This is a genomic window from Rhizobium sp. NFR12 (assembly GCF_900108545.1).
GTDB lineage: Bacteria > Pseudomonadota > Alphaproteobacteria > Rhizobiales > Rhizobiaceae > Neorhizobium > Neorhizobium soli.
In genome coordinates this window covers 1,473,596-1,495,724 of the sequence record NZ_FNWM01000001.1, presented here as the reverse complement: position 1 = coordinate 1,495,724, position 22,129 = coordinate 1,473,596, and the positions used below count along the sequence as shown (strand labels likewise).

The following is a 22,129-nucleotide window of genomic DNA, read 5'->3' as shown; positions in this document are numbered from 1 at the left end:
GCAGATCTCTTACCGTACTATGACTGCCATTTCTCTTGTCGCTCTCGGGACCGCGCTCGCGTCCTGCCAGTCGAAACCACCCGTCAAAGCGGTCAGCAACGCATCGGCGCTCGACGTGATGGAAAAGGTTGCCGTTGGCGCCAATCGCTGCTGGTTCCGGTCGGGCGACCCGGCCTTCAAGTCCTACGCGTTCGCGCCGGAACTGACGTCCTTCTCCGGTCGTCCACGCTTTCTTCTGACACGCAAGGGCTCGTCCGATATCCGTCCGCTTCTCGTGGTGCAGGCGGAGGGCAGACCTGCCAAGCTTTCCACCTTCGGCCCGCTGATGAGCGAGCCTGTGTCGGGCCGCGTCAACGCCGATGTGCAACGCTGGGCCGCTGGCAACACCAACTGCTGATCTCGACCGTCAGAAGCCTTCTGTCGATAGCGTAAGCTCCGTACGAGTTTCGCAGACCACTCTCTCCTCAAACGGCAACATAATGCCGATTCGAGGAGTGTAGTTTGCCGCCGATTTCCCTGACACTGCCGGCGCGGATCGCCCTCGCTGCACCCTTGGCATTCCTGTCCATGGTCGCGACACCGATCGTTGCTGCCGAACAACTGTTCGACGACGCGCGTTTTGGAGTCCTCACCTCCCTGGACAGCGGTCGCAAGGAAAACGGCGTCTTCCTGACGGGAATGCTCCTCACCGATCCGTTCGGTCGTGAACAGGCGACGGGCGTTGAGAAGGTCCTGCGGCCCCGTCTTCACGTCGGCGGCGAACTCAGCACCACGGGCGAAACGAGCCAGGTCTATGCAGGCTTCTCGTGGACAATGCCGGTCACGCGCAATGTCTTCGTGGAAGCAGGCTTCGGCGGCGCGCTGCATGACGGCAACCTGGACAGCGGCGACGACCCTCAGCTTGGCTGCCGCGCACTCTTCCACGAATATGTGGCCGCAGGCGTCAAACTTCTCGGAAACTGGCAGCTCCTGGCGCAGGCGGGCCATTCGTCTCACGCCAATCTCTGCGACGGACCAAACGATGGTCTGACCCGCGCGGGTCTGACGGTAGGTTACCGGTTCTGATCTCGGCTTTTGCCTGTGGCGCGCCGGCATTTTCTTGTCGCGCCTCGTCAAGACATAGGCTAAAGAGCGGCGCATATCTCGCTCCGCAACATAGAGAAGATCATGACCATTCCGAACAGCTTCCCGATCACGCCAGAACTCGTCGCATCCCACGGCCTCAAGCCCGACGAATATCAGCGGATCCTGGATCTGATCGGCCGCGAGCCGACCTATACGGAACTCGGTATCTTCTCGGCCATGTGGAACGAGCACTGCTCCTACAAGTCGTCCAAGCGCTGGCTGCGGACGCTGCCCACCAAGGGCCCGCGCGTCATCCAGGGGCCTGGCGAGAACGCCGGCGTGGTCGACATCGATGATGGCGATGTCGTCGTCTTCAAGATGGAGAGCCACAACCACCCGTCCTATATCGAGCCCTACCAGGGTGCGGCGACGGGCGTCGGCGGCATCCTGCGCGACGTCTTCACCATGGGTGCACGGCCGATTGCGGCCATGAACGCCCTGCGTTTCGGCGCTCCTGACCACGCGAAGACAAAACACCTCGTCTCCGGCGTCGTTGCCGGCGTCGGCGGTTACGGCAACTCGTTCGGCGTGCCCACGGTCGGAGGCGAAGTCGAGTTCGACGAACGCTACAATGGCAACATCCTCGTCAACGCCTTCGCAGCTGGACTTGCAAAATCCGACGGAATCTTCCTGTCGGAAGCCAAGGGCGTTGGCTTGCCCGTCGTCTATCTCGGTGCGAAGACCGGCCGCGACGGTGTCGGCGGCGCCACGATGGCATCGGCCGAATTCGACGCCGATATCGAGGAGAAGCGCCCAACCGTTCAGGTCGGCGACCCCTTTACCGAAAAGTGCCTGCTCGAAGCCTGCCTCGAACTGATGAAGACCGGCGCCGTCATCGCCATCCAGGATATGGGTGCCGCTGGCCTCACCTGCTCGGCCGTCGAAATGGGCGCCAAGGGCGGCCTCGGCATCGAACTGCAGCTCGACCAGGTCCCAGTGCGCGAAGAGCGCATGACGGCCTACGAAATGATGCTCTCGGAAAGCCAGGAGCGGATGCTCATGGTGCTGGAGCCATCGAAGGAAGAAGTCGCCAAGGCGATCTTCGTCAAATGGGGCCTCGATTTCGCAATCGTCGGCAAGACCACGGATGACGTGCGTTTCCGCGTCATCCATCAGGGCGAGGAAGTCGCCAACCTGCCGATCAAGGAACTGGGCGACGAAGCACCGGAATACGACCGTCCCTGGATCCAGCACAACCCGCGCCCCGACCTATCCGCGGCCGACGTTGCAGCGCCGACGGATTACAACGATGCCATTCTGAAGCTGGTCGGCTCTGCCAACCAGTCCAGCCGTCGCTGGGTCTGGGAACAGTATGATACGCTGATCCAGGGCAATTCGCTGCAGCGCCCCGGCGGCGATGCTGGCGTCGTGCGCATCGAGACCCATCCCACCAAGGCGCTGGCCTTCTCGTCCGATGTCACGCCGCGTTATGTCGAGGCAGACCCCTATGAAGGCGGAAAGCAGGCGGTCGCCGAATGCTGGCGCAACATCGTCGCGACCGGCGCAGAACCGCTCGCAGCCACCGACAACCTCAATTTCGGCAACCCGGAAAAGCCTGAGATCATGGGCCAGCTCGTCGGCGCCATCAAGGGCATCGGTGAAGCGTGCCTGGCACTCGATTTCCCGATCGTCTCCGGCAACGTCTCCCTCTACAACGAGACCAACGGCGTCGCCATCCTGCCGACCCCGACGATCGCAGGCGTTGGCCTGCTGCCCGACTGGCAGAAGATGGCAAGGATCGGCTCGGCCGGCGACGGCGACGTGCTGATCATGATCGGTACCGATGGCAGCCATCTCGGCTCCTCGATCTACCTGCGCGACATCCTCGGCTCGACCGAAGGCCCAGCACCCACAGTCGACCTTTCCGCCGAACGCCGCAACGGTGACTTCGTCCGCTCGGCGATCCGCAACGGCCACGTCAGCGCCTGCCACGACATTTCCTCCGGCGGTCTGGGTCTCGCCCTCGTCGAGATGGCCATGGCATCCGAAAAGGGCATGACCGTCAGCCTGTCGGAACAGCGCGGACCGGCGCATGCGCTCCTGTTCGGCGAAGATCAGGCGCGTTACGTGATCGCCGTTCCCGCCGACATCGCCAATTTCCTGCAGGCCAATGCCGAAGGTGCAGCCGTGCCCTTCCGCCGCCTCGGCAAGGTCGCCGGCGAACGCGTCGTCATCGATGACATCGTCGACATCACTGTCGAGGATCTCACCATTGCTCACGAGAGCTGGTTCCCCTCGTTCATGGCATGAGGCATGGGTCGGGCGACGTCGATCGATCCAAATCTTCTAGCAATCTGTATTTGAGGTTGTTACCTCTTTGACCGGAGGACGGCTTTCAGGCAGTCTTTCGGTCAAAGCATGCCGCGATATGAGTCTGCGGCCGAATATGAGGAAGACACCATGCCCATGCGCCCCGGCGATATCGAAGACATGATCAAAGCCGGAATTCCCGGCGCCAAGGTCACGATCCGCGATCTGGCGGGCGACGGGGATCACTATGCCGCAGAGGTCGTGGCAGACGCGTTCCGCGGCAAGAGCCGCGTCCAGCAGCACCAGATGGTCTACGAAGCACTGAAGGGCAATATGGGCGGCGTTCTGCACGCCCTCGCGCTTCAGACCTCCGCTCCATCAGAGTAACGGAGCTTCGGGTGCGATGTCCGACCTGATCAAGCAGATCGTGACCAGCGTTGTCGACGATCTCGTCAAGCAGCTTCTGGGCAAGTCGCACGGCCGCACGCCTTCCAAGCGCAAAAAGCGTCAGACACGCGCCGCTACATCGGTAGGCACAAGGTCCGCGACGACGGGCAGGTTCACCGCGAAGAAGCCCGGCGCGCGATCGAAAGTCGTAAAGCCCGCCAAAAAGCAGACGAGCCGGCGACGCACGGCGAACAGTCGCAGCAAGCAGCGCAGCCGGTAACCCTCTGCGCGAGGACACCGGGTCCCTCGCCCCAGGGCGTAAACAGTTTGACACTTCAAGCGGAATTGCGCTGGAATTAGTAAGGTCACCTTGCTATTTAAGGGGCAAGACACCGCAGCGGTCCTTGAAACCGCATGTGAAAGGAAAGATCATGAGCGGCATTCACGACTTCATCGCAAACGAAATCAAGACGAACGATGTCGTTCTCTTCCTCAAGGGCACGCCCCAGTTCCCGCAATGCGGTTTCTCCGGCCAGGTCGTCCAGATCCTCGATTACCTCGGGCTCGACTATAAGGGCGTGAATGTTCTGGCCGACGCGGAAATCCGCCAGGGCATCAAGGACTATTCCAACTGGCCGACGATTCCTCAGCTCTATATCAAGGGCGAATTCGTTGGCGGATGCGATATCGTCCGCGAAATGTTCCAGTCCGGCGAGCTCAAAACCCATATCGAGGAACAGGGCATTACCGTCCGCGCAGCCTGATCCGGCTTGATATACTCTCCAAAATTTTGAAGGCGCCGCTCCCACGGCGCCTTTCCCATTCTTTAGGAAATCCCCCGTGACAAATCCTTCACATCCCGTTGTCCCAAAGCTGCAAGGCATGGGAAGGGCACAATTCATTGCCATGATGGCCGCTCTGATGGCACTCAACGCCCTCGCCATCGATATCATGCTTCCCGGACTACAGCAGATCGGCGCAGCACTCGGCGTCGAGAACGAGAACCATCGACAGTATGTCGTCTCGGCCTATCTGTTCGGCTTCGGCATCGCCCAGCTCTTCTATGGCCCGATCTCCGACCGTTTCGGCCGACGCACGCCACTGCTGATCGGTCTCGGCATCTATATCGTCTCCGCGATCGCCGTCGTTTTCGTACCCTCGTTTGCGGGCCTGCTCATCCTGCGCTTCATCCAGGGCATCGGATCGGCTGCGACCCGCGTCATCTCGGTCTCGATCGTTCGCGACGTGTTCGGCGGGCGTGCCATGGCGGAAGTCATGTCACTCATCATGATGGTGTTCATGATTGTGCCGATTATCGCGCCCGGAACGGGACAGCTCGTGCTGCTCTTTGGTGACTGGCACCTGATCTTCGTCTTCATCGCCGTCGTCGCGGTCATCGTCACGATCTGGGTTGCCCGCAAGCTGCCCGAAACGCTCGATCCGGCCGATGTCCGCCCGTTCACGGTAAAGTCCATCGTCGCCGGCTTCCTGATCGTTCTCACCAACCGCATGGCGCTCTGCTACACGCTTGCGAGCACCTTCATCTTCGGCGCCCTGTTCGGCTTTATCAACTCGGCCCAGCAGGTCTATGTCGGCATCTACCAGCTCGGCGTCTGGTTCCCAGTGGCGTTTGCTGCGGTCGCTCTGTTCATGTCGATCTCGGCCTTCCTCAACTCCCGCTGGGTCGGCCGGCTCGGAATGCGCAAGCTGTCGCATGCCGCCATCATCGGCTTTGTTGTCGTCACCTTCCTGTGGCTGACCGTACAACTGCTGTCATCCGAACCGATGCCCTTCCTGCTGTTCCTGGCCTTCTTCGCCATGGCCATGTTCCTGTTCGGCCTGATCGCCTCGAACTTCAATTCGCTGGCAATGGAGCCCCTCGGCCACGTGGCGGGCACCGCATCCTCCGTTCTCGGCTTCATGGGCACGGTCGGCGGCGCGATCATCGGCGCATCGATCGGCCAGGCCTTCGACGGCACGGCGACCCCAATGGTGGCAGGCTTCTTTACCGTCTCCGTCATCGGCCTGATTTTCGTGCTGATCGGCGAAAAGGGAAAGCTCTTCCGACCCCACAACCACAGGGCCTGACAGTTCAGGACATCAGAGCGCAAAAAAGGCCGGAGCGAGCCGGCTTTTTCGTATCCGCTTTGTCTTGAAGGGGTCGGTTCCGATAGAGGGCGAAAGGACACTCTAAGGGAGATAGTCAGCAGTCGGCCGATAACGGACATTGCGACAACAATCAGATCGGATAGTATTTAGTTACGTCTGTGACTGACTGGGAAGAAACTATGCCTTTAGGGTTGATAGCTTTGCTGCCTTGTATCGCAATCATCACATTCACCTTGATCGTTCGCCAAGGTTTCCGGACATGGATGTCTCTGCTGGTTGTTGGAGCAGCACTAGGCCTCGCTCTGTCACCTCTTCGACTTGGAGTAGCTCAGTCCTGTCGCATCGATGAAAGTGAGTGTGTCGGGGCGACCGCAGTCTACTATTTAGTCCTCGCACTATGGACACCCTTTGTTATCGTATTTCTGGGCCGCATAATCGTTGTAAATCGAGCGAAGCAATAGTGCTGCACATAGCAAGCGGCCGGCGCCGTTCTATGTCCGCAACCGGCCGGCAGCAGTCATTCGGGTTGTTGAAATTTATGCTTCCTTGCGTTGATACTGGATCAAGCTTGAATACGTTCTACTTCCGCAACTGGCGCGAAGCGGAAGACGGCTGTTGGCCCATTGCGGTCATGCTTCCGTGAAATGATATAGGGATCGAGGACCGACGATGACCTCCCACGCGACAATGTTAACACCGCCGTCCAACTACGCTGTCGTACAAATGCCTGACAGGAAGTATCCGGGGGTCGTTTTCCAAGGCGATACGCTGCACAGCATGACGACGCAGGTTGCTCAAATGCAGAGGCTTCTTGCGAAGCAAGACCTGGCTGAACTCGGTGACGAGATCGAAGTGCTGCTCCACGATCTTTTGGCAATCCAGAACTTCTATGAACAGGTCTGCTCAGAGCAAGCGATCGATCTGCCTTACTTCCGTTGACGTTCAGCAGGTCTGATATCGACGCGAAGTTGCCGAAGTCGCTTGTCGGCCCGAAACGGCCCTCGCAGCTTGAGCTAAAAAGTTTTTGAATGCGACGCGAGCAGGAGGAGTAGCTTTGTTAGACTTTCTCATTCTCAGTATCCGTCTTGTTCCAGCTGTGCTTTCCGCAGGGGGCAGTGGCTCGCACTCAACTATGGGCATAGGACGCTAATCTGGCTGCTTCCAATCCTTTTTCACGGAATAGCCTTCGCCAAGATTGCACGAGAACACTGGAATTATACTGGAAGCGAACTGGCGGCCACTGGTGGCGCTGGTTCTGCGGCAGCCGCGGGCCTGCTCTTTGCCTATGCTTGGATATCGGTGAACGCGTTCATTTCTGTCTGCCTCATCCCGATTTGGATGAAGGAAGTATCGCTCCCGCAGACTTCGTGATAGCGCCGTTGCTTGATGACCGCTTCTGGCGCAACGCTGCCGAAGACGCCTTTCGGCCCGTTGCGGACATAAAACGGCGCCGCGAGATTGGTTTGCTTTGCCTTCACCACCCGCGAAAAGCTCGGGGGGTTAGCGCGCCTAAGGCATACGTTGCCCCGATGCGTTTCCGCAACAGCGCTACTCAGCTTTGCTGGTCAGCAATTCGTCGAGCTGGTCCAACTGCTCGGGCAATGCGACCGCCGAGCCCTGCAGGGCCTCCTCAAGCGCCTCCTTGGACGGATAGACCTCGTGGAAACGCAACAGCGTCATTCCGCCCTGGTCCTCGAGGCTCACGGTCGTGACCGCGCCCTCTTCGCCCTCGTCGTTGGTCCAGACAATGCGCTCGTTCGGTACGACCTCGAGATACTTGCCATAAAAGGCCATGGTATCGGAATCGCCGCCAGCACCGAATTCCAGCCGATACTTGCCGCCGGTACGCACGTCCATGTCGCACGATACGAGCGATAGGCCGGGGACCGATTTTGGCACCCACCAGGCCTGGAACATCTCGGGCTCACTCCACGCCCTGAAAACGGCGCTCGCCGGCGCATTGAATGTCCGCGTGACGGCCAATTCGCGATCGCCCCTACGCTCCAATGATGTCACGTCAACTTGCTGATTCATCGGTTACCTCCCGTTGCATGGTACTGATGAGTTCATTCAATGCTTCGAAGCGGGCCTCGAGAAGCTTTCGGTGCGCCTCTACGCACTCGGCCTCCGCCTCAAGTCCGTGCTTCTCAAGCCTGCAGATTCTCACCCGTCCGATCTACTCGGTGACAACGAGCCCGCTCGTTCGAGAACCTGGATATGCTTCCTCATGCCGCCCTCCGGCACCAGAATACACGAGGGTTCAACGAGGACAACGGAGTTGGCTTACGGTGTCGTTTCGCCCTCTACTGGGACCGACCCCTTGAAGGCTCAGTCGCCGATGAGTTCGCGGCGCAGCATCTGCCAGCTGTCCTTGCAGGTCGCGACCAGCAGCCCGCCATCCACGTGGTCCGGCAGGTACTCGGATCCGTCGAAGCGCGCCGCATAACCGCCGGCCTCCGTGGCAATCAGGGTGCCCGCCAGATGATCCCAAGGCATGAGCTTGTTGTAGAGAAGGTATTGCACGTGCCCGCCGGCAAAGGTGCGATACTCGTGCGCGGCACATCGATAGTTGGCAAAGAAACGCACCTTCGCCAAATTGGCCAGCAGCCGCTCTCTCTCCTCGCCGAAGAAATACCCGGGTGACGCCATTCCGACCATGTCGCCGATCGGTCTTGGTTCTGCCACTGCAAGGCGCACCGCATCGCCGTCAGGACGGCGCAGGAAGGCGCCTGCGCCCTTTTCCGCCATCACCCAGTCGTCACCCATCGGATCGTAGATGATGCCGGCCACCGTTTCGCCTTTCCAGACGACCGAAACCATGACGCCGAAAGCGGGAATGCCCGATGCGAAATTGAACGTGCCATCGACAGGATCGACGACGATCGCGAAATCCGAACCTCCAAGCTTGCCCAGCAGGGACGGATCGGCGGCCACCGATTCTTCGCCGACAAACAGAGCATCAGGCGCCAGCGCTTCAAGCTCGCGCCGGATCAGACGCTCGGCCGCCTCGTCCGCTTCGGTCACCAGATCCGACGGCTCGCTTTTGGAACGCACGTCGCCGCTTCCAAGCCGCCGGAACCGCGGCAGGATCTCTTCCTTCGCCGCAAGGCGCAGGATATCGGCAAGCTTGGCTATATCGAGCGGCATGGTCATGGTGTGTGATCCTGCAGTAGTGGGAGCAGTTTGTCGGTGATCAGACGGCGGGGTTGGCGCTGAGGCCGGAGAAGTCGAACAGTTTCGGGTCAAGCAGGTGCGACGGGTTCACATGCGCCAGCGCCCGCAGCATCGTATCCTTGCGGCCCGGCATGCGCGTCTCGATATCGGCAAGCATCGCCTTCATCGCATTGCGCTGCAGCCCGTCCTGCGAGCCACAGAGGTCGCACGGGATGATCGGGAATTCCATGGCAGCAGAAAACTTCGCCAGATCGTCCTCGGCGCAATAGGCGAGCGGCCGCAGCACCATCACGTCGCCTTCGTCGTTCAGAAGCTTCGCCGGCATCCCGGCAAGCCGTCCACCGTGAAAGAAGTTCATGAAGAAGGTTTCGAGAATATCCTCCCGGTGGTGCCCGAGAACCAGAGCGTCGCAACCCTCTTCGCGGGCAACCCGGTAGAGATTGCCGCGCCGAAGCCGCGAACAGAGCGCGCAGTAGGTTCCGCCCGCCGGCACCTTTTCCTTCACGATCGAATAGGTATCGCGATACTCGATCCGGTGCTTGACGCCGATCGAGGTGAGATAATCAGGCAGGATGTGTTTGGGGAAATTCGGCTGTCCCTGATCGAGATTGCAGGCAAGCAGCTCGACCGGAAGCAGGCCGCGCCACTGCAGATCGAGCAGAATGGCGAGAAGCGAATAGCTGTCCTTGCCGCCGGACAGGCCGACCAGCCAGCGTTTCTGATCTTTCAGCATGCCGAAATCGTCGAATGCCTGACGAACCTGCCGCAGCAGCCGCTTGCGCAACTTGTTGAACGAGACCGAACTCGGCGCATCCCTGAATAGGGACGGCACGAGGCCATCCACGACCTCGTCTATCTCATCCTGTATTGTTGCGTTCAATCCCATGTCCAAACCTCATGTGAAACGGGCGGCCAGTGGCCGCCCGATCATTCCAACTCTCAGGCGCCGAGCGCTGCCGCCACGGCTTCCAGCGCTTCATTGGCCTTGGCACCGTCAGGGCCACCGGCCTGCGCCATATCCGGCCGTCCGCCGCCGCCCTTGCCGCCGAGCGCTGCAGAGGCGATCCGCACCAGATCGACAGCACTGAAGCGACCGATGAGATCAGGCGTCACCGCCACGACCGCACTTGCCTTGCCGTCTTCAGAAACGCCAATCAGGGTCACGACGCCGGAACCGAGCGTGGCCTTGCCTTCGTCCGCGAGCCCCTTCAGGTCCTTCGCGTCGATGCCGGCCAGCGCCTTGCCCATGAACTTGATGCCAGCGATCTCGCGGATGTCGTCGGCAGAGCCGCCCTGCTGACCGCCACCCATGGCGAGCCGGCGCTTGGCATCCGCCAACTCCTTCTCAAGCTTGCGACGCTCGTCGATCAGCGCCTCGACGCGAGAAACGAGTTCGGTCGGCTGAACCTTCAGCGCGCCGGACAAGGTCTTCACACGCTCATCCTGCTCGGCAAGATAGGCACGCGCTGCATCCCCCGTCACCGCTTCGACACGGCGAACACCGGCGCCGACGGCGCTTTCGGAGAGAATGCGCACAAGGCCGATATCGCCCGTCGCGTTGACATGCGTGCCGCCGCAGAGTTCGATCGAGTAAGGCTTGCCGGCCTTCGGACCATCAACGGCTTTGCCCATCGAGACGACGCGAACTTCATCGCCGTATTTCTCGCCGAACAATGCCATTGCGCCTTCGGCAATCGCATCGTCGACGCTCATCAGGCGCGTCGTGACCTGCGCGTTCTGCAGGATGATGGCGTTGGCCATATCCTCGACGACCTGCAATTCCTCTGACGACATCGGCTTCGGATGCGACACGTCGAACCGCAGACGCTCAGGAGCGACCAGCGAGCCCTTCTGCGCCACGTGTGTGCCGAGCACTTCCCGCAGGGCTTCATGCAGCAGATGCGTCGCGGAATGGTTCGAGCGCAAGCGCGAACGGCGGGCGTGATCGACGGCGAGGATGACCGCGTCGCCAGCCTTCAACGTGCCCTCGGTCACGGTTGCGATATGGACAAACAGCCCCTCGCCCCGCTTCTGGACGTCGGTCACTTCAAGCTTGGCGTGGTCGGTCGAGATCAAACCGGCATCGCCCATCTGGCCGCCGGATTCACCGTAGAACGGCGTCTGGCTCACGACGATTTGGACGGCATCGCCGCTCGAGGCACTGTCGATGGCCTTGCCATCCTTGACAATCGCCTGGACGACGCCTTCGGCAGTCTCGATGTCATAGCCGAGGAATTCGGTGGCGCCGAACTTTTCCTTGATTTCGAACCAGACGGTTTCGGTCGCCTTGTCGCCGGAGCCTGCCCAATGCGAGCGGGCTTCCGCCTTCTGGCGTTCCATCGCATCGGTAAAGCCGGAGAGATCGACGCCGATTTCGCGGGCGCGGAGCGCGTCCTGCGTCAGGTCGAGCGGGAAACCGTAGGTGTCGTAAAGCTTGAACGCCGTCTCGCCGTCGAGCATGTCGCCCTTGTCGAGCGTGCTGGTCGCGTCCGAAAGCAGCGACAAACCACGTTCGAGCGTCTTGAGGAAGCGGGTTTCCTCGAGCTTCAGCGTTTCCGCGGTCAGCGCCTCGGCGCGCACCAGTTCCGGATAGGCGCGGCCCATTTCCTGCACCAGCGTCGGCAGCAGCTTGTACATCACAGGTTCTTTGGCACCGAGCAGCTGCGCATGGCGCATGGCGCGGCGCATGATGCGGCGAAGCACGTAACCACGGCCTTCGTTGGATGGCAGGACGCCGTCGGCAATCAGGAACGCGGACGAACGCAGATGGTCGGCGATGACGCGGTGGCTGGCACTGCCCTCGGCCTTCACGCTCAGGACATCCTCGATCGTTCCGATCAGCGTCTGGAACAGATCGGTGTCGAACACACTCTGCTTGCCCTGCAGGACACAGGCCATGCGCTCGAGACCCATGCCGGTATCGATCGACGGGCGCGGCAGCAGCGTACGCTCGCCGGGTGCCGTCTGCTCGTACTGCATAAAGACGAGGTTCCAGAATTCCAGGAAGCGGTCGCCGTCTTCTTCAGGCGAGCCCGGAGGTCCACCCCAGACATTTTCGCCCTGGTCGATAAAGATTTCCGAGCACGGACCGCAGGGGCCGGTATCGCCCATCTGCCAGAAATTGTCGGAAGTGGGAATGCGGATGATCTTGTCGTCGGAAATGCCGGCGATGTTCTTCCACAGCGTCGCAGCTTCCTCGTCTTCCGAATAGACCGTGACCAGCAACCGGTGCTTGGGCAGATCGAACCCTTCTGTGACCAGCTTCCAGGCAAGCTCGATCGCGTTTTCCTTGAAGTAGTCGCCGAACGAGAAGTTGCCGAGCATCTCGAAGAAGGTGAGATGGCGGGCGGTGTAACCGACATTGTCGAGATCGTTGTGCTTGCCACCGGCGCGCACGCATTTCTGGGAGGTGGTCGCCGTGGTGTAGGGGCGCTTTTCAAGACCGGTAAAGACGTTCTTGAACTGCACCATACCGGCATTGGTAAACATCAGCGTCGGGTCATTGCGCGGCACAAGCGGGGACGAGGACACAACCTCGTGGCCGTTCATTTGGAAATAGTCGAGAAACGTCGACCGGATTTCATTCACGCCGCTCATGCTAAGCCCTTTTTATCGCCGGGTGCGATGCTGTTATTCGAAGACGAAAGGCTTGTATCGTCCGCGTTCCCGACTGTCCAGCCACAGCACCCCTAATCATCCCAAACCCGCCCGAAACGCAGACCGGCCGCGCATCTTTGCGATGGCGGCCGGCAAGATTTGAAAGCCGAAAAACCGGCGAAGATCAGCGTCAGGATGCCCTAGACCGGCATCCCAACCCAAGCCCGATCAAGGGTCGGGGGCCTGGTCGCCGTCATTGGCATCGGGTCCGCCATTCTGCAGGAACTTATCGGCGATCAGGCCGGCATTCTGGCGCAGCGACGTCTCGATTTCACGCGCCACTTCCGGGTTGTCTCGCAGGAACGACTTCGCGTTCTCGCGGCCCTGACCAAGGCGCTGGCTGTTGTAGGAGAACCATGCGCCCGACTTCTCGACGATCCCAGCCTTAACGCCGAGATCGACGAGCTCGCCGGTCTTGGACACGCCCTCGCCATACATGATGTCGAATTCGACCTGCTTGAACGGAGGCGCCATCTTGTTCTTGACGACCTTGACGCGCGTCTGGTTGCCGACGACTTCTTCGCGTTCCTTGACCTGGCCGATGCGGCGAATGTCGAGACGGACGGACGCGTAGAATTTCAGCGCGTTACCGCCTGTCGTCGTTTCCGGCGAACCGAACATCACGCCGATCTTCATGCGGATCTGGTTGATGAAGATCACCATCGTCTTCGACTTGGAGATCGACGCTGTCAGCTTGCGCAGTGCCTGGCTCATCAGACGGGCCTGAAGACCCGGCAGGCTGTCGCCCATTTCGCCTTCGATTTCGGCGCGCGGCGTCAATGCCGCAACCGAGTCGATGACGAGAACGTCGACAGCACCGGAACGCACCAGCGTATCGGTGATCTCAAGCGCCTGCTCACCCGTATCAGGCTGCGAGATCAGGAGGTTATGCAGATCGACGCCGAGCTTGCGGGCATAGACCGGATCGAGTGCGTGTTCCGCGTCGACGAAGGCGCAAACACCGCCACCCTTCTGAGCCTCGGCAATGGTCTGCAGGGCAAGCGTTGTCTTGCCCGAGCTTTCCGGACCATAGATTTCGACGATACGGCCCTTCGGCAGACCGCCGATGCCGAGCGCAATATCAAGGCTCAGGGAACCGGTGGAAACTGTCTCGATCTCGACGATGCTATCGTTCGAGCCAAGCTTCATGATCGATCCCTTACCGAAGGATCGTTCGATCTGTGAGAGTGCTGCTTCGAGCGCCTTGCTCTTGTCCACGCCTTTATCCTCTACGAGCCGCAATGAATTCTGTGCCATGAGGTCCCACCTTTAGGTTATTGCCGCCACGCAAGCAATGAAGCAGCCGATGGACATCGTGTACTCTTTTTGTTCTCATCAATCAAGAGGCTTTTATCAGCTTGATTGAACTGCGTTATCGCGATTTCGTTCCCGGAACGTTCTCGCGCACATAACCTGTGGAAAATCAGGCGTTAAAGCAAGAAGCCTCGCGGTTCGACGGACGAATCGCGAGGCTCCATAAAGGTTGGCAGGCGGATCAGAAAATCAGTCCGAGTCGAGCATCTCGCGAACCGCAACGGCAAGCTGCTTCAGCGAAAACGGCTTGGGCAGAAAACCGAACTTCGCATCGGCCGGCAGGTTGCGCGCAAACGCGTCCTCCGCGTATCCGGAGACGAAGATGAACTTCAGATCCGGATAGGATTTCCGCAGTTCCGTCAGAAGCGTCGGCCCGTCCATCTCAGGCATTACAACGTCGGAAACGACGATATCAACCTTGCCTTCGAGCTCGTCCATGATGTCGAGTGCTTCGACGCCGGATCCGGCTTCGTGCACGGTATAACCGCGCGTTTCCAGCATGCGCTTGCCACCCCGGCGAACCGCTTCTTCATCTTCCACAAGCAGCACGACCGCAGACTTGCCTGTGAGATCCATGTCTTCCGCCGGCGCTTTCAAAGCCACAGGCTGTGCGGCTGCCAGAGCTGCAGCCTCTGCGGCCTCTGGCGTGATGACCGGTATTTCGGGAATGTGACGCGGCAGGAACAGCCGGAAACTCGTTCCGCGACCGACTTCCGATTCCGGATAGATATAGCCGCCGGACTGTTTGATGATGCCATAGACCATCGAAAGGCCGAGACCTGTCCCCTTGCCCACTTCCTTGGTGGTGAAGAACGGCTCGAAGATCTTGTCCATGATCTCGGGCGGAATGCCCGTGCCGCTGTCGGCAACCTCGACCATCACGAGATCTTCCGCCGGCAGATCGGCCTGATGGAAGCTGCTGGTTTCCTCGGCCGTCACATTGCGGGTCTTGATCAGGATCGTGCCGCCCTGCGGCATCGCATCGCGCGCGTTGACGCAGAGGTTGATGAGAACCTGTTCGAACTGCGACAGGTCGGTACGCACCGGCCACAGGTCACGCCCGTAGTCGACATCGAGCTTGACATTGGTGCCGGAAATCAGCCGGTCGACCAGCATCCGCAGGTCGCCCACCACATCGGTGAGGTTCAGCACCGCCGGACGCATCGTCTGCTTACGCGAGAAGGCCAAAAGCTGGCGCACCAGAACGGCGGCCCGGTTGGCGTTGCGCTTGATTTCCATCAGGTCGGCAAAGCTCGCATCGGACGGACGCGCCTGCAAAAGCAGGTGATCGGAGGACAGAAGGATTGCCGTCAGCACATTGTTGAAATCGTGGGCGATGCCGCCGGCAAGCGTGCCCACAGCGTTCAACTTCTGGGTCTGCGCCATCTGCGTCTCGAGCGCCTTCTGCTCGGTCGTCTCGACGGAATAGATGATGGCCGCCTCTTCGGGTGCCTCGTCGCTCTCGTCGATCACCGCATTGACGTAGAAACGCAGATAGCGGGTCTCGTCGCCCGGATGCCGCGAATCGATCGGAGTAATGTCGCCCTGACGGTCGCGTGCGGCAGCAAGCGCCGCCATCAGCTGATCGCGGGTCGTCTCGTGCGCGATACGCTCCAGCGACGCACCGCTTTCCACGTCGTCGCGGGTCAGAACCCCGGCGAACAGTCGCAGGAACGGCGCATTGATGCGCAGGATCCGGCCTTCGCCATCAACGGACGCAATGGCCATCGGCGTGTTGTTGAAAAAGCGCGTGAAACGCATTGCCGACGCGGATTGATCGGTGTCCTCACCATGCGGCCGGTTGATCACGACACTGCGGCTTTCGCCGGGCGCACCGTCGCGCATGGAGCTGACGCTGTGAACAAGTCGCACCGGCAGGCTCTGGCCGTTGGCACGGCGCAGGTCGAGATCGAGCGTTTCCGTACGCTTCAGACCTGGCGCCGGCTGAACCGATTGGATCAGCGCCATGCCCTCGCCCGCCACGAGATCGTCGATCGTCATCGATCCAGGAGAAAACTTGGTCAGATCGAGACCCAGCCATTCAGCCAGCGTGGCGTTGAGATAGAAGATCTCGCCCTTCTTGCCCGCGGAAAAGAACCCGACCGGCGCATGGTCGAGGTAGTCGATGGCGTTTTGCAGTTCGCGAAAGAAACGCTCCTGGTCCGACCGTTCCGAGGTCGTGTCGGTAATCTGCCAGATGTCGAGCTGCGCCTTGTTGTTTCCCGAACCCGCCAGAAGGCCGGCCTTCAGCCTGTACCAGAAGGCGCCCGCACCATTCTCTCCAACGACGGCAGTGCCCGTGCTGCGGCCAAGCGGCTGCAGCAGGCGGAATTCTTCATGACCCTCGCGGCCTTCCCGCAGCGCGGATGTCAGCCTGTAAAGCGCCTCGTTGGATTCGCGCGACTTGGACAGAAGCGTTTCAAGGGACTGGATATCGCTCTTTTTCGTCGCACCGGTCATCCGACCATAGGCAGCGTTCGCGTAGACGATGCGACCCTTGATGTCCGTGATCAGGATACCGTCCGGATGGCCGGCCAAGAAAGCGCGGGCGAGATCGTCGGACCGCGATTGCGGCATGACTTCCACGAGGCCTATCATCGAAGAGACGAGGAAAAATATGCCGACCATGGCAAGGATGCCCAGCAGGCCGAGCACAATCTCATTGTCGAGTGCCTGCTGAAAAACCACAAAAGCGACTGCAACGCCCAGCAGCACCAGCGCCAGAAGCACGATCCGAAGAATGGTTCCACCCCGCGTCTTACGCTCGACCAGTGGGGTCTCGTAGTTGCCGCCCTGCTGCAACTTCGTCATCAATCCCTCGCATTTCGCAACGGCCGACTGCCGAAGCCATCCTACTGCGGCCGTCATGCTCCACGGAGCCGAAAACCCTATGATTCCTTCTTAGCAAGTTGTCGGCGACGCAAAAAGCTCCGTTGTGCCAGAAAACCCGGGACAGTGAAGACTTGTGCCCTATCTTTCCTCTCCGAAGTGATGTTTTCCATCAAGACAGCATCGCAGCACCCCTTGATCGAAGCGAAAATTGTCGTCTTTTCAAATGTGACGATTGGCATGAGGAGTATCAGCACATGGCCGAAGAACTGATGGGCGCCTATGGCAGCCGGATGGTAATCGCGGTCCTCGGTGTCGGCATCGGGCTTCTCTTCCTGTTCGGCATCCTGTGGATGCTGCGCGGTCGCAATGGACCGTCGCCGTTCGTCCGCGGGGGACGCAACCGCAATCCGCGGCTGCAGGTGCTGGATGCGGCAGCCGTCGATGCACGTCGCCGCCTCGTGCTGATCCGCCGCGACGGCGTGGAGCACCTCGTCATGATCGGCGGGCCGACCGATATCGTGATCGAAACCGGCATCGCGACGAACTCGCCCTCACATCCCTCCGCCATTGAAAGCGCGCCTTCTGAACCGCGCCCCGCACTTGCCCAGAGGCAGCGTCCGGACCCTCGCCCGGCAGCTCTGCCGGAGGCCGAACGGCCTGAGCCCATGCGGGAGATTTCAGTGCGCGATGACACCCCGCGTGCGAAGCCACCACTCGCGACCCAGCCGTCTCCCATTCCCGCTCGCCCTGTGAGCCCGGTATCCCGGTCGGAGCCGACGCCGACTGCGTCCGTATCGCCACCCGCCCCGCAGCGACTGGATCCGCCAGCAAGACAGTCCGCCCCCGAGCCACAGCGTCCGGCACCGACCGTCGTCATCCCGGCAACGGTTTCGACAGCCGCTGGCGTTGCCGCAGCGCCGATCGCCGCGGCAGCGATCACGGCGATCCCGCAGCCTGCACCATCCAGGGTCGACGATGCGGCAAACGCGCTTGAAGCCGCGCGCAGTCGGGTTCTTGCTCACGCCGAGCCCGACCAGCCGACAGAACCGTCGCGCGTTGTCCCGATCAATCCTGAGGACCTCTCGACCGGCGGACAGCCGGCCCTCGAAAAGCCGAAGATGCTCGGGAGCGATTTCGAGAAAATTCTGGAAGAGGAAATGGCACAAAACCTTGCGGCGCGGGAAAACGCCGGCCGCGAGACGATCGCGGTACCAGCACCAAACCGCCAGTTGCCGCAGCGCGATCCTGCTGTCGCACCGATTACCGGCGCGACTGCCGAGCCATCACTTCAGGACGAAGTCGCCCGTATATTTGGGGAAATGTCCGCCACGCGCGATAAATGACATGCAGGGCCGCGGGCTTTGCACGTATCCATGACATCAAACGACAAAAGGCACGGTTTCCCGTGCCTTTTGTCGTTTCTGCCGTAGACCATGCGTCAAGCAGAAATCATTCGTCGCGATAGACCTTTTCGCGACGCTCGTGCCGCTCCTGGGCCTCGATCGACAGGGTTGCGATCGGCCGGGCGTCAAGACGCTTCAGTCCGATTGGCTCGCCGGTTTCTTCGCAATAGCCATAGGTCCCGTCGTCGATGCGCTGCATCGCCGCGTCGATCTTGGAGATCAACTTGCGCTGCCGGTCACGGGCACGAAGCTCGATGGCTCTATCGGTTTCCGAAGATGCGCGATCGGCCAGATCGGGATGGTTGGCACTTTCCTCTGCCAGATGATCCAGAGTCTCCCGCGCCTCCCGCAGGATATCGTTTCTCCAGGCCGTCAGTTTTGCCCGGAAATACGCCTTCTGGTTTGCATTCATGAACTCGTCGGTTTCCGAGAGTACATAATTGCTAAGATCGATCTTCTCACTCAACGCGATTCTCCTGAAGAACATCTCGTGGCCGCTCTATATCGCTTTGGTTGTTCCGGTTCAAGCCTTCCGCTCGTTATTGAGGCAATTTTAAAATTGTCACAAAAATCAGCTAAATGACTATTTTCTATGCTTTAATCGACTTCGGTTGAAACCGGTTCCTGGGCGGCGCAACTGGCAATCATGGCGCAGGCGTGGTTGAAGTTCCGAAGTTACGGAATTACCGTCCAGGCGGTCAAAGGAGAATGAAATGGCGTCTTTCACCGATATGCCGACACTCGCGCCGCCGCCGTCACGCATCTACCTTCTCCGGCACGGCCGGGCGGCCAACCCGGAACAGGGTCAGAGAGATTTCGATCGAACACTGACGACGGATGGTTTCGCCGAAGCGGAAATCGTTGCCGACAAGGCGGCGGACCGTCGCTACCGCCCCGACGCTGTTATCAGTTCGACGGCTATGCGTTGCCGCCAGACTGCGGAGGCGGTGCGCCGCGCAATCAGCGAAACCATCGAGCCCGAATTCATCGACGAGGTCTACAACGGATCGGTCGGCACCTATCTCGCGCTGATTTTTACCAGCGACCGCAGCGGATCGGTGATGCTCGTCGGGCATAACCCGACGATCGAGGACGTGTTCGGGGAACTGATCGGAAAAGAGCATGCAGCCCGCGCCCTGCCCTCAGGGTATCCGACGGCAGGCCTTGCTGTCATCGATCACGCAGGCCGAAGCGACGGCTCGCGACCCGCATGGAACCTGACAGATTTCATCACGCCGTGACCACAGATTCCAAGGCATCCCATCCCTTTGCGCATTGCCTGACGGTCCCTATATAGCGACAAACAGTTTTGGGACGACACCTTGCCGCCAGCGCTCACCAGTATCACCGACGACGCGAAGATTGCTCTCGATAATCTCGCCGATCGCGCCTCGAACTTGGTCAATCCGTCGATGCGGCTTGGCGTTACCGGCTTGTCGCGTGCCGGCAAGACAGTGTTCATCTCGTCGCTTGTCCACAATCTCCTGAACGGCGGCCGACTGCCGCTGTTCGAGGCAATGCGCTCCGGCCGGGTCTCGCAGGCGCGGCTCGAGCAGCAGCCGGACGACGCGATACCGCGGTTCCAGTATGAGGATCACATCGACGCACTGGTGCGCGAACGGATCTGGCCGGATTCGACGCGCGCGATCTCGGAACTCCGCGTCACGCTGGAATATCAAAGCGCCAGTGGATGGAACCGGATGTTTTCCCGCGGAAGGCTTTCGATCGACATCGTCGACTATCCCGGCGAATGGCTGCTCGATCTGCCGCTGCTGGCACAGGATTACGAGACCTTCAGCCGCAACACCGTAGACCTTGCCCGGACCGGCATTCGCGCCGAGTTGTCGAAGGACTGGCTTTCGTTCGCCTCCGGCATAGACATGGACGCACCGGCGGACGAAGGAACCGCGCGTCGGCTGGCCGAGAGTTTTGCGGCCTACCTGAAAGCCTGCAAATCTGATGAGCGCTCGCTCTCCACCCTGCCGCCCGGGCGATTTCTGATGCCCGGCGACCTGGAAGGTTCGCCCGCCCTCACCTTTGCGCCCCTCGCCGATCTTCCGGATACGCCGGCCCCGAAGGGGTCGTTCCGGGCAATGATGGAGCGCCGCTACGACGCCTACAAGACAATCGTCGTCAAACCCTTCTTCCGCGAGCATTTCGCGCGTCTCGACCGGCAGATCGTGCTGATCGACGCGCTCCAGGCGATCAACCGTGGCCCCGAGGCCGTGCAGGATCTGGAACGCGCACTGACCGACGTACTCGCCTGCTTCCGTCCCGGCCACAACAGCTTCTTCTCGTCGCTCGTCGGCCGGCGCATCGACAAGGTGCTGGTCGCGGCCACCAAAGCCGACCATCTGCATCATGAAAGCCACGACCGGCTGGAACGCCTGACCGGCCGGCTCGTCGACCGCGCCATCGAGCGGATCGGCATGGCCGGCGCCGGCATCGACGTGATGGCAATCGCCTCCGTGCGCGCCACGCGTGAAGCTTCCGTGAAGGACGGCAGTCACCAACTGCCGGTCATCGTCGGCACACCGATGGCAGGCGAAACCATCAACGGCGAAGTCTTCGACGGCACGCGGCAGACGGCGATCTTCCCTGGCGACCTTCCGGCCGACCCGGAATCCTTGTTTCGGCAGCTCGGTCAACCGGGCTCCGAGCTTCCGGATGTCAACGTGGTTCGCTTCCGTCCCCCGGCCCTCGACGAAAAGGGCGGTATCACCCTTTCGGTCCCGCATATCAGGCTCGACCGCGCCATGCAGTTCCTGCTGGGAGATCGCCTCGCATGAACGACCGCAAGATCACCGATGGCCGCCGCCGCCCGTCCTCCTTCGTCGTGGACGATGACATTCCGACGAAAGAAGAGCCGCAGACCCATCCGAACCGCGCACCCCGCCGGTTTGACGACGGCGTTGCCATCACGCCGGACGAGCTTGATCCGTTCATCAGCCCGCAGGAACTTTCACCAGAAGCGCTGGCCGTCGCCGTGCCGGTGAAGCGGAAGCGTTTCTCCTTCGCCAACCTCGCGGCCGCGGCCTTCGGCACGTTCCTGTCGCTTGCGTTCGGCCTCTGGGCGGATCGGATCATCCGGGATCTCTTTGCACGGTCCGACTGGCTCGGTTACGCCGCAGCGGCAGCGTTGGGCGTCGGCATCGTCGCGCTTCTGGTCATGGTCGGTCGCGAAATCATCGGGATGATGCGGCTTGCTGCGGTCCAGACGCTGAAGACGCAAGCGGAAGACGCCCTGAAATCGCCAAGGCCGACGGCAGCCAGAACCGTCGTCGCCGCGCTCACGAAACTGACAGGTCACCGGGCGGAGACCGCCCGCGGACGTGCCGCGCTTGATGCGACGAAAGACGACATCATCGACGGGCCACAACTCATCGATCTCGCCGAGCGAGAACTCCTGTCGCCGCTCGACCGGCAGGCACGCGTCCTCATTCTTGGCGCCTCGAAACGGGTCTCGGTCGTCACCGCTGTCAGCCCCCGCGCGGTCGTTGATCTCGTCTATGTCCTGTTCGAGGTGACACGACTGATCCGCGCGATGGCGGACCTCTACGGCGGGCGCCCAGGCACGCTCGGACTGTTGAAGCTAATGCGGGACGTGATGGCGCATCTGGCGGTAACAGGTTCGATCGCGGTTGGAGACGGAATCGCGCAGCAGGTTCTGGGCCATGGTTTGGCATCGAGGCTTTCAAGCAAACTCGGCGAAGGTGTCATCAACGGCCTACTGACGGCGCGTATCGGCATTGCCGCGATGGATCTTTGCCGCCCACTTCCCTTCCGCGCTGTGAAGCGCCCGGGGATCGGCGATTTCATGTCCGACATCTCTCCCGTCGGCCCGCGCAAGACCGATTGATCGCGCCTCTGTGACCCTT

The 22,129-nt window shown here is 60.8% G+C and carries 20 protein-coding genes and 1 pseudogene; 12 read left to right on the top strand and 9 right to left on the bottom strand.

Features of this window, described 5'->3' with window-relative positions; genetic code table 11:
- The first annotated feature begins 19 nt into the window (after positions 1–19).
- The 8 genes from BLW69_RS07160 (at position 20) to BLW69_RS07125 (ending at position 6,810) form a co-directional block, all read left to right on the top strand.
- Positions 20–397: a hypothetical protein gene (locus tag BLW69_RS07160; RefSeq protein ID WP_062456663.1), complete on the top strand. Its 378-nt coding sequence runs from the start codon at positions 20–22 to the stop codon at positions 395–397.
- A 104-nt stretch (positions 398–501) separates the two neighbouring features.
- The gene (locus tag BLW69_RS07155; protein WP_244508759.1) at positions 502–1,065 is read left to right on the top strand and encodes an acyloxyacyl hydrolase; all 564 of its coding nucleotides are present in this window, start codon (positions 502–504) and stop codon (positions 1,063–1,065) included.
- Between the two features lie 102 nt (positions 1,066–1,167).
- Positions 1,168–3,375, top strand: coding sequence for a phosphoribosylformylglycinamidine synthase subunit PurL (purL, locus tag BLW69_RS07150; protein ID WP_092660847.1), 2,208 nt, complete (start codon positions 1,168–1,170; stop codon positions 3,373–3,375).
- Positions 3,376–3,525: 150 nt separating this feature from the next.
- Positions 3,526–3,762 (top strand): BolA family protein, encoded by a 237-nt coding sequence (locus BLW69_RS07145; protein ID WP_062458029.1) that lies wholly within the window; start codon positions 3,526–3,528, stop codon positions 3,760–3,762.
- A 16-nt stretch (positions 3,763–3,778) separates the two neighbouring features.
- Positions 3,779–4,042 carry a hypothetical protein gene (locus BLW69_RS07140; protein WP_092660845.1) on the top strand — a complete coding sequence of 88 codons (264 nt, stop codon included), beginning with the start codon at positions 3,779–3,781 and terminating at the stop codon, positions 4,040–4,042.
- A 151-nt stretch (positions 4,043–4,193) separates the two neighbouring features.
- Positions 4,194–4,526: a Grx4 family monothiol glutaredoxin gene (gene grxD, locus BLW69_RS07135; protein WP_062456655.1), complete on the top strand. Its 333-nt coding sequence runs from the start codon at positions 4,194–4,196 to the stop codon at positions 4,524–4,526.
- Positions 4,527–4,644: 118 nt separating this feature from the next.
- Positions 4,645–5,850, top strand: coding sequence for a multidrug effflux MFS transporter (locus tag BLW69_RS07130; RefSeq protein ID WP_092660843.1), 1,206 nt, complete (start codon positions 4,645–4,647; stop codon positions 5,848–5,850).
- A 690-nt stretch (positions 5,851–6,540) separates the two neighbouring features.
- The gene (locus tag BLW69_RS07125; protein WP_092660841.1) at positions 6,541–6,810 is read left to right on the top strand and encodes a DUF6959 family protein; all 270 of its coding nucleotides are present in this window, start codon (positions 6,541–6,543) and stop codon (positions 6,808–6,810) included.
- 344 nt (positions 6,811–7,154) lie between these two features.
- Here the strand turns inward: BLW69_RS07125 and BLW69_RS07120 are convergent, their stop codons facing one another.
- From BLW69_RS07120 to BLW69_RS07085, 8 genes and pseudogenes are all read right to left on the bottom strand, one after another.
- Positions 7,155–7,352, bottom strand: a complete 198-nt coding sequence (locus tag BLW69_RS07120; RefSeq protein WP_092660840.1) for a hypothetical protein — start codon at positions 7,350–7,352, stop codon at positions 7,155–7,157.
- Positions 7,353–7,419: 67 nt separating this feature from the next.
- Positions 7,420–7,905, bottom strand: coding sequence for an SRPBCC domain-containing protein (locus BLW69_RS07115; RefSeq protein ID WP_092660838.1), 486 nt, complete (start codon positions 7,903–7,905; stop codon positions 7,420–7,422).
- Positions 7,889–8,103 (bottom strand): annotated as a pseudogene (locus BLW69_RS23175) (ArsR family transcriptional regulator); the annotation flags it as partial. The pseudogene BLW69_RS23175 and the gene BLW69_RS07115, both read right to left, overlap by 17 nt.
- 96 nt (positions 8,104–8,199) lie before the next feature.
- Entirely contained in the window at positions 8,200–9,024 is an 825-nt protein-coding gene (locus tag BLW69_RS07105) for an inositol monophosphatase family protein (protein ID WP_092660836.1), read from the bottom strand.
- Between the two features lie 40 nt (positions 9,025–9,064).
- Positions 9,065–9,931 carry a tRNA 2-thiocytidine(32) synthetase TtcA gene (gene ttcA, locus BLW69_RS07100; protein WP_092660834.1) on the bottom strand — a complete coding sequence of 289 codons (867 nt, stop codon included), beginning with the start codon at positions 9,929–9,931 and terminating at the stop codon, positions 9,065–9,067.
- Between the two features lie 53 nt (positions 9,932–9,984).
- Positions 9,985–12,642, bottom strand: a complete 2,658-nt coding sequence (gene alaS, locus BLW69_RS07095; protein ID WP_092660832.1) for an alanine--tRNA ligase — start codon at positions 12,640–12,642, stop codon at positions 9,985–9,987.
- A 228-nt stretch (positions 12,643–12,870) separates the two neighbouring features.
- Complete coding sequence (gene recA / locus BLW69_RS07090; protein ID WP_062456635.1) at positions 12,871–13,959, bottom strand: recombinase RecA; 1,089 nt, start codon at positions 13,957–13,959, stop codon at positions 12,871–12,873.
- A 246-nt stretch (positions 13,960–14,205) separates the two neighbouring features.
- Positions 14,206–16,827 (bottom strand): cell cycle histidine kinase CckA, encoded by a 2,622-nt coding sequence (locus BLW69_RS07085; RefSeq protein ID WP_092660830.1) that lies wholly within the window; start codon positions 16,825–16,827, stop codon positions 14,206–14,208.
- Positions 16,828–17,102: 275 nt separating this feature from the next.
- On the opposite strand from BLW69_RS07085, the gene BLW69_RS07080 reads away from it, so the two are divergent.
- A complete protein-coding gene (locus BLW69_RS07080) occupies positions 17,103–18,191 on the top strand; it encodes a flagellar biosynthetic protein FliO (protein ID WP_092660828.1) in 1,089 nt (362 codons plus the stop codon).
- Positions 18,192–18,297: 106 nt separating this feature from the next.
- On the opposite strand, the gene dksA is transcribed toward BLW69_RS07080, so the two are convergent.
- Complete coding sequence (gene dksA, locus BLW69_RS07075) at positions 18,298–18,717, bottom strand: RNA polymerase-binding protein DksA (RefSeq protein WP_062456626.1); 420 nt, start codon at positions 18,715–18,717, stop codon at positions 18,298–18,300.
- Positions 18,718–18,982: 265 nt separating this feature from the next.
- Between dksA and BLW69_RS07070 the strand changes: the two genes are divergently transcribed.
- The 3 genes from BLW69_RS07070 to BLW69_RS07060 all read left to right on the top strand — a co-directional run bounded on the left by BLW69_RS07070 (position 18,983) and on the right by BLW69_RS07060 (position 22,110).
- On the top strand, positions 18,983–19,492 hold the full coding sequence (locus tag BLW69_RS07070) for a SixA phosphatase family protein (protein ID WP_062458026.1): 510 nt from the start codon (positions 18,983–18,985) through the stop codon (positions 19,490–19,492).
- An 81-nt stretch (positions 19,493–19,573) separates the two neighbouring features.
- A complete protein-coding gene (locus BLW69_RS07065; protein WP_092660826.1) occupies positions 19,574–21,040 on the top strand; it encodes a YcjX family GTP-binding protein in 1,467 nt (488 codons plus the stop codon).
- Positions 21,037–22,110: a YcjF family protein gene (locus BLW69_RS07060; RefSeq protein WP_092660824.1), complete on the top strand. Its 1,074-nt coding sequence runs from the start codon at positions 21,037–21,039 to the stop codon at positions 22,108–22,110. The genes BLW69_RS07065 and BLW69_RS07060 overlap by 4 nt, the downstream gene beginning before the upstream one ends.
- The last annotated feature ends 19 nt before the right edge of the window (positions 22,111–22,129 follow it).

What these genes read in the sequence shown, in the direction of transcription:
- BLW69_RS07160 (WP_062456663.1), top strand. Translation starts at nt 20, where the DNA reads ATGACTGCCATTTCTCTTGTCGCTCTCGGGACCGCGCTCGCGTCCTGC.
- purL (WP_092660847.1), top strand. Translation starts at nt 1,168, where the DNA reads ATGACCATTCCGAACAGCTTCCCGATCACGCCAGAACTCGTCGCATCC.
- BLW69_RS07145 (WP_062458029.1), top strand. Translation starts at nt 3,526, where the DNA reads ATGCCCATGCGCCCCGGCGATATCGAAGACATGATCAAAGCCGGAATT.
- BLW69_RS07140 (WP_092660845.1), top strand. Translation starts at nt 3,779, where the DNA reads ATGTCCGACCTGATCAAGCAGATCGTGACCAGCGTTGTCGACGATCTC.
- grxD (WP_062456655.1), top strand. Translation starts at nt 4,194, where the DNA reads ATGAGCGGCATTCACGACTTCATCGCAAACGAAATCAAGACGAACGAT.
- BLW69_RS07130 (WP_092660843.1), top strand. Translation starts at nt 4,645, where the DNA reads ATGGGAAGGGCACAATTCATTGCCATGATGGCCGCTCTGATGGCACTC.
- BLW69_RS07125 (WP_092660841.1), top strand. Translation starts at nt 6,541, where the DNA reads ATGACCTCCCACGCGACAATGTTAACACCGCCGTCCAACTACGCTGTC.
- BLW69_RS07115 (WP_092660838.1), bottom strand. Translation starts at nt 7,905, where the DNA reads ATGAATCAGCAAGTTGACGTGACATCATTGGAGCGTAGGGGCGATCGC.
- BLW69_RS07105 (WP_092660836.1), bottom strand. Translation starts at nt 9,024, where the DNA reads ATGACCATGCCGCTCGATATAGCCAAGCTTGCCGATATCCTGCGCCTT.
- ttcA (WP_092660834.1), bottom strand. Translation starts at nt 9,931, where the DNA reads ATGGGATTGAACGCAACAATACAGGATGAGATAGACGAGGTCGTGGAT.
- alaS (WP_092660832.1), bottom strand. Translation starts at nt 12,642, where the DNA reads ATGAGCGGCGTGAATGAAATCCGGTCGACGTTTCTCGACTATTTCCAA.
- recA (WP_062456635.1), bottom strand. Translation starts at nt 13,959, where the DNA reads ATGGCACAGAATTCATTGCGGCTCGTAGAGGATAAAGGCGTGGACAAG.
- BLW69_RS07085 (WP_092660830.1), bottom strand. Translation starts at nt 16,827, where the DNA reads ATGACGAAGTTGCAGCAGGGCGGCAACTACGAGACCCCACTGGTCGAG.
- BLW69_RS07080 (WP_092660828.1), top strand. Translation starts at nt 17,103, where the DNA reads ATGGCCGAAGAACTGATGGGCGCCTATGGCAGCCGGATGGTAATCGCG.
- BLW69_RS07070 (WP_062458026.1), top strand. Translation starts at nt 18,983, where the DNA reads ATGCCGACACTCGCGCCGCCGCCGTCACGCATCTACCTTCTCCGGCAC.
- BLW69_RS07060 (WP_092660824.1), top strand. Translation starts at nt 21,037, where the DNA reads ATGAACGACCGCAAGATCACCGATGGCCGCCGCCGCCCGTCCTCCTTC.